Raw genomic sequence first — 6084 nt, forward strand, 5'->3', positions numbered from 1 at the left:
CCCTCGGGTGTCGGACCGCCGCCGTTCATCGTCCCGCCGGGTCAGCCCGCGGACGCCCGGTCGGGTTCGGCCGGCTGCCCGGCCAACTGCCGTACGTCGGGCCGCGGGCGGGGCCTCGACGAGGCCAGCAGCGAGACCAGCGCCGTCAGGGCCGCCAGTGCGGCGAGCACGGCCACGAGACCGGCGAGCCACTGCGGCGCGAGGGTCAGGTCCAGGGCCCGGGACAGACCCGCCGACCGGACACGGCCTTCCAGGAGCTGGGCGACGGCGAGCGCCGCGGGAACGACGATCCCCAGGGCGAGCACGGGCACCACACTGCGGCGGAGCAGTGCCAGCCCCAGCAGGACGCACAGACCACTGCCGCCGATGACGAACCCGTAGGCGGCGAGGGAAGCGCCGTCGCGGTGCGGCGGGAAGTGGACCAGCCCGCACACCACGAGCATCAGGGCCGCGGCCAGGCGCGGCCAGGCGGGGGAGTCGACGGTCTTCGCGGGCCGGTTCCGGCGCGTCCGGGCCGTCCGGCCGATGGCGACCGTGCCGCCCTCGGCGAGCAGCCGGTCCCCGGAGGGGGGCCCGTCCTTCGAGGCCGCGCGCGCCGCCTCGGCCGCCTTCTTCTCCTCGCGCGTCGGCGGCTTGACCAGCTGCCGGCCCTCGCGCACGCCCTGCTCCTGGGCCATGCGGCCGATCAGCTCGACCAGTTCGTCGACCGGCCGGCTGGTGGCGGCGGCCCGCACCGCGGCCTCGCCGCAGTGGGGTTCCAGCGGCGGCCGGTGCAGCAGCGCCATGAGCCTGGTGACGTCCTCCACGGGCCGGCCCTCGGCCGCCGCGCGGATCGCCTCGTCGGCGCTGTCGGCGTTCCTCGGCGGCCGGGTCAGCAGGGCCACCAGCCGGCTCACGTCCTCCACGGACCGGTCCGTGCCGACCGCCCGCAGCGCGTCGACCGTGGCCCTCGCGTACTCCGGTGACTGCTCCAGCAGCTCGATGAGCTCGATCACCTCTTCCAGCGGCCGGTCGGCCACCGCGGCGTGCACCAGTCCGTCGACCGGGTTGATGTACGCGGGATCGGCCTCGATCTCACCCTGGTCGGGGTACTTCCTGTCGAACTCGGCGGCCGAGTCGGTGGCCCGCTGGTCGACCTTGGCCACCGGGGCGGGGGCAGGGGCGGGCGCGGGTGAGGCTGCGCCTGCGGAGGCAGCGGCGGGGTTCGCGCGACGGGCCTCGTCGGCCGGTTCCGCGTGACGGCGCTCGTCGCGCTCGGCCCGGTGATCGCGCTCGGCCCGGTGGTCCCGGGCGTCCCTGTCGTTCCGACCGTCCCTGTCAGTCCGGTCGTTCCGGCCGGCGTTCCGGTCGGCAGGGGCGTCGGCGTAGCGGCGGGGTGCCCTGTCGGCCGCGTCGGGATACCGCTGGGCGACCTCGTCGACCGGCTCGGGGTACCGGCGGCCGATCTCGTCGGCGGGGTCGGCGTACCGGTGCTCGTCGGCGTCGGCCGGGTCCGCGTACCGCCGCTCGACCTCGTCGAGCGGGTCGGGATAGCGGTGGTCGATCTCGTCGGCGGGGTCGGCGTACCGGTGCTCGTCGGCATCGGCCGGGTCGGCGTACCGCTGCTCGACCGCGTCGGCCGGTCCGGCGTACCGGGGGTCGGGCGCGTCGGTGTACCGGCGCTCGGACCTGCGTGCCTGCCTGTCCGGCGGCTCCTCCGGCACGGTGTGCCAGGGGGCGGTGGCCGGTAGCGGCGGGATGGTGGCGTCGACCACGCTCTCGGGTGATATGCCAGGTCGATCGGCGTCGAAAGGCGAACGGGTTGTCATACTCGGCTCCCTACGAAGGGTGCAGTCGCTTCGTGGCCCGGACGTGCGGCCCGAGAGTTGCTGTGCAGCCTTTCTAAGCGCCCCCGTCAAACGCCGCCAACGGGATGAGGCGTACGTGTGACGCGGACCGGAACCGGACCGCTCACGGCGTCAGTCGTCGGGTGTGCCGTACAGCCACAACCGCAGCACCCTGCTGAGCCCCGGCATGATCAGATAGGTGAGCACCGGCAGCAGCACGAGGGGGAAGACTGCGGCGCGCAGCGGCAGGGGCCACGCGGCCGTACCGGGTGCCACCAGCCACTGGATGAGGAACGTCATCGGATAGGCGCCGAGGAACGTCGTCAGGACCATCTTCCAGCGCGGCGGGGCCTTCACGGTGGTGCCGGGGAGCCGGAACCAGCTCTCCATCCCGGTGGTCGACTGGCGTTCGTCACGGACTTCGGTGGCGATGCCCTCGATCCGCGCGTGCCACTCCGCGCGCTCGGGCGAGATCAGCCAGTCGGTGAGCCGCTGCGGATCGGCGAAGCGCAGCACCGCGTGGAACCGGTGCCCGGGTTCAGGGCGCAGCCAGGACACCCCCTGGCTGCCGGGGAACCGCGAGACGCAGTCGGCGACGCCCCGGGTCCACTCCTCGAATTCGGCCTCACGGCCGGGACGTACCTGCCAGGTGAGGACCGTGGTGACGGGTTCGGCGCATGGGACCTGCGGGGTGCTCATGACCATCTCGGGTTCCATGCGCCGGGCGGGTCATGCACGGACCGGCGAAACGGACCGGTACCGGTGAAGCGGGCCGTCGGGGGTTCAGCCGTCCGCGTCGTGCACGCCCGGGGTGACTATCTCGTCCAGCGCCTTGCGCACGGCCTCATACGTGTGTCCGCGCAGCTCGGCGGCGCGTGAGCTGTCCGGATCGGCGGTCCTGAGCTCCTCGCTTCGCGCCTTCCACGTCTGCTCCTCCCGGCCGGCCCAGGAGCGGGCCCGCTGGATACGGCGCAGGAGTTCGTCGGAGTCCACCACGTCAGTCATGAGATATGAGTACCCACGCACGCCCTTTCGACCCAGGCGCCCGGGGACTGCCCGCAGAGTCGCGACGGTCAGGCCTCCAGGAGGTCCAGCAGGTCCGCGAGCGGCAGCGGTTTCGCCAGGTGGGCGTCGAATCCGGCCTCCCGGGACAGCGTACGGTCGGTGCCGCGGCTGAAGCCGGAGACCGCGATGAGACGCAGCGAGGCACCCTGCGGGCTCGCGCGCACGGTACGGGCCACCTCGTAGCCGTCCATGTCGGGCAGCCCGAGATCGCACACGACGACGTCGAACAGGCGGCTCCCGGTCGCGGTGACGGCGTCCGCGCCCGTGTGGACGACCGTGACGTGATGCCCCTGGCGGTCCAGCAGCGTGCGGTAGGTCGCGGCGAGATCCGTGTTGTCCTCGACGATCAGGACCGCCAGCTGCTTCCGCCCGCGACGGGCCGTCACGGGCCGGGCCGGCGGCGGGGCGCCGTCGGACGCGGCGAGCGGCAGCACGGCGGTGAACGAGGCTCCGGTGCCGGGACCGTCACTGTGCGCGGAGATCCGGCCGCCGTGCAGATCGAGGATGGTGCGGACCACCGACAGGCCGAGGCCGAGACCCTCGGGGGTCTGCGGACCGGCCGGCGCGGCCCGCATGAACACGCCGAACAGCTCCTCGGCCTGCCCGGGGTCGAAACCGATCCCGTCGTCCCGGACGGTGAACCGCGCCAGGCCCTCCCCGGCCGACAGGTGTATGGCCGTACGGCCGCCCGGCAGCGTGTACTTGAGCGCGTTGGACAGCAGGTTGGTCAGCACCTGGGCCAGCCGCAGCCGGTCGCCGTCGACGAGCACCGGGTGGTCGGGCAGCTGGATCTCCAGCACGCGCCCCTCGTGCCCGAAGAGCCCCCGGATGTCGGCGCAGGCGCTCTCGACGGCCGAGCGCAGGTCCATCCGCTCGGGCACCAGCTCCAGCCGTCCCGTCACCGCGCGGGTGCCGTCCAGCAGGTCGTTGCTCATCCGGGCCAGGATGCCGAGCTGCCGTTCCAGGACGGACAGCGCGGGATGGCCGCCGGGCATGTCGAGCCCCAGCAGCTCGGTCGCCGCGGTGGCGGCGGCCAGCGGATTGCGCAGTTCGTGCGAGAGCGTCGCGATGAACCGGTCCTTGGCGCGCTGCTCCTCCCGCAACCGGTGTCCCGCCGCGTCGAGGTCGCCGTTGAGCCGCCGCAGCTGCTCGTTGACCTCGCGGATCTCGCGCGCGCGGACGAACAGGTCGATCTCCATGCCCTCGGCGCGCGTCTGCGCCTCCTCGGCGGCCCTGTCCTTCTCGTGTCCGGCCCGTCGCAACAGTACGAACTCGGTGACGTCCTCGACCCGGTGGATGATGTGCGACACCCGGCCCTCGGAGTCCAGGACCGGCGTGTTGACCGGGCTCCACCAGCGCTCGACGAACCCGGTCCCGTCGTCGGTGTCCTCGCCCGTCGGGATGTCGTACCGCTGCAGCGCCATGGTGTCGGTCCGTGCCGTGCCCACCACCGTCTCCAGTGACCGGCGCAGATTGGCGACGCCGTCGGCCGCGGGATCGGCCGGGTTGTCGGGGAACATGTCGAAGATGAGGCGCCCGACGATGTCCCGCTCTCTGCCGGTGGCCGCGAGATAGGCGCGGTTGACCTCGACGATGACGAAGTCGGGCGCCAGGATGAGCACCGGGGAGAGCGCGAACTCGAAGAGCTGCCGGAAATCCGGCACGGTGTACGGGCCGCCCGGCGGACGGCCCGGCGAACTGGTCGATGGAGTGTCCGAAGGGTTGCTCGACGGACTGGTCGTGGACACGGCGGCTCTCAGGGGTCGAGGCGGTACCCGTAGCCGCGCACCGTGGTGATCCTCGGGGCGGGCACGGGGAGTCGGGCGAGTTTTCCGCGCAGCCGGTACACGTGCTCGATCACGGTGGCGGCCTGCTGCCAGGACGCGCCCCAGATCTGCTCCAGCAACTGCTCGGTGGAGAAGACGCGGCCGGGGGAGCGCGCGAGGAGTTCCAGTAGGGCGTACTCCTTGGGGCGCAGGGTCAGCGCGACGCCGGTACCGCTCGCCAGGCACGCGGCCGTGTCGACGCGCAGCGAACCGACGTCGAGGACGGCGGGGACCTCCGGTGGCCGGCTCCTGCGCAGTACGGCCCCGATCCGCGCCACCAACTCCCGTTGCGAGAACGGCTTGACGAGGTAGTCGTCCGCGCCGATCTCCAGCCCGGCCACCCGGTCCGTCTCGTGGCCGCGTCCGCTGACGACGATCACCGGCAGCCGGCTGGTGGCGCGCAGGGCCCGCAGCAGTTCGAGTCCGCTGCCGTCGGGAAGTCCCAGGTCGAGGACGACCAGATCCACACCGCCGTGGTACATGACGGCCTTGCCGGCCCGGGCGTCCATGGCCCAGGTGACCGTGAAGCCCTCACGCTCCAGATAGGAACGGCACATCAGTGCGAAGTCGGTGTCGTCGTCGATCAGCGCGAGATGTGGACGCAACTGTCACCACCCGGTCCCACTGCCGCCCGCTCATTGTGTCGCTGGTGAGCGGGCGTTGATGCCCCGACCATGTGGCGAAGGTAGAACAGGAGGCACCCGCGGTTCAAGGGGGAGCCGACACGGGGGAGTTCCGGCACGGGCTGGTGCGGCGCGGGGAGCGCGCACACCGCCGCACGAGTCCGGGCCGGGACAGGGCCGTCGACGGAGGACGCCGTACGGCCGGCCCCGCGCGGGAACGCAGGAGTCGCGGACGGAAACGGAGCGGAACGGCTTGCACACGGACGACTTGAAGCCCGTCGTCACGGCCTCGTGGCCACCACCCGCCGAACACTCCGGGATGTACGACGGGAACGGTCCGGTCGTGGTGGAACTGCACGGTGACATCGACCTGGCCTGCGCGGTCCGGCTACGCACCTGGCTGGACTCGGTGGTCGCCCTGCACGCGTCGGCGTACGTCATCGACCTGCGTGCCGTCTCCTTCATGGACAGCACCGGCCTGAACATGGTCGTACGTTTCCGTCGGCGGGCCCTGACCCGGAAGGCGACCGTGGGCGTGCTCTGCAGGACCGACACCCTGCGGCTGGTCCGCGCGCACGGCACGCACGACGTCCTGTGCCCCGTCACCACGTTCGACGAGGCGATGGCCCGGGCCACCGGAACAAGCGTCGGGGGGGGGGGGGGTGGGACCGGTGGCCCAAAACCGGCGCAAAGGGGCGGCGGCCCCCCCCAGGTGTGGGGGGTGTGTATTAAAAAAAAAAGAAG

The 6084-nt window shown here is 72.5% G+C and carries 6 protein-coding genes; 1 reads left to right on the top strand and 5 read right to left on the bottom strand.

Annotation, left to right across the window (positions count from 1 at the left end; genetic code table 11):
• Nucleotides 1–41 precede the first annotated feature (41 nt).
• The 5 genes from ACFVH5_RS12995 to ACFVH5_RS13015 all read right to left on the bottom strand — a co-directional run bounded on the left by ACFVH5_RS12995 (nt 42) and on the right by ACFVH5_RS13015 (nt 5322).
• Nucleotides 42–1754 (bottom strand): hypothetical protein, encoded by a 1713-nt coding sequence (locus ACFVH5_RS12995; RefSeq protein ID WP_385833614.1) that lies wholly within the window; start codon nt 1752–1754, stop codon nt 42–44.
• 204 nt (nt 1755–1958) lie between these two features.
• A complete protein-coding gene (locus ACFVH5_RS13000; protein WP_384803068.1) occupies nt 1959–2525 on the bottom strand; it encodes an antibiotic biosynthesis monooxygenase in 567 nt (188 codons plus the stop codon).
• A gap of 84 nt (nt 2526–2609) precedes the next feature.
• The gene (locus tag ACFVH5_RS13005; protein ID WP_385833615.1) at nt 2610–2831 is read right to left on the bottom strand and encodes a hypothetical protein; all 222 of its coding nucleotides are present in this window, start codon (nt 2829–2831) and stop codon (nt 2610–2612) included.
• 68 nt (nt 2832–2899) lie between these two features.
• The gene (locus tag ACFVH5_RS13010) at nt 2900–4639 is read right to left on the bottom strand and encodes an ATP-binding protein (protein ID WP_385833617.1); all 1740 of its coding nucleotides are present in this window, start codon (nt 4637–4639) and stop codon (nt 2900–2902) included.
• A gap of 8 nt (nt 4640–4647) precedes the next feature.
• Nucleotides 4648–5322, bottom strand: coding sequence for a response regulator transcription factor (locus ACFVH5_RS13015; RefSeq protein WP_385833618.1), 675 nt, complete (start codon nt 5320–5322; stop codon nt 4648–4650).
• 361 nt (nt 5323–5683) lie between these two features.
• On the opposite strand from ACFVH5_RS13015, the gene ACFVH5_RS13020 reads away from it, so the two are divergent.
• The coding region (locus ACFVH5_RS13020; protein WP_385833619.1) for an STAS domain-containing protein at nt 5684–6084 on the top strand (401 nt) is incomplete at its 3' end.

The organism is Streptomyces sp. NPDC127119 (assembly GCF_042677425.1).
In the GTDB taxonomy this organism is placed as follows: domain Bacteria; phylum Actinomycetota; class Actinomycetes; order Streptomycetales; family Streptomycetaceae; genus Streptomyces.

Coding starts and splice junctions, on each gene's coding strand:
- ACFVH5_RS13000 (WP_384803068.1), bottom strand. CDS start 2,525: ATGAGCACCCCGCAGGTCCCATGCGCCGAACCCGTCACCACGGTCCTC.
- ACFVH5_RS13005 (WP_385833615.1), bottom strand. CDS start 2,831: ATGACTGACGTGGTGGACTCCGACGAACTCCTGCGCCGTATCCAGCGG.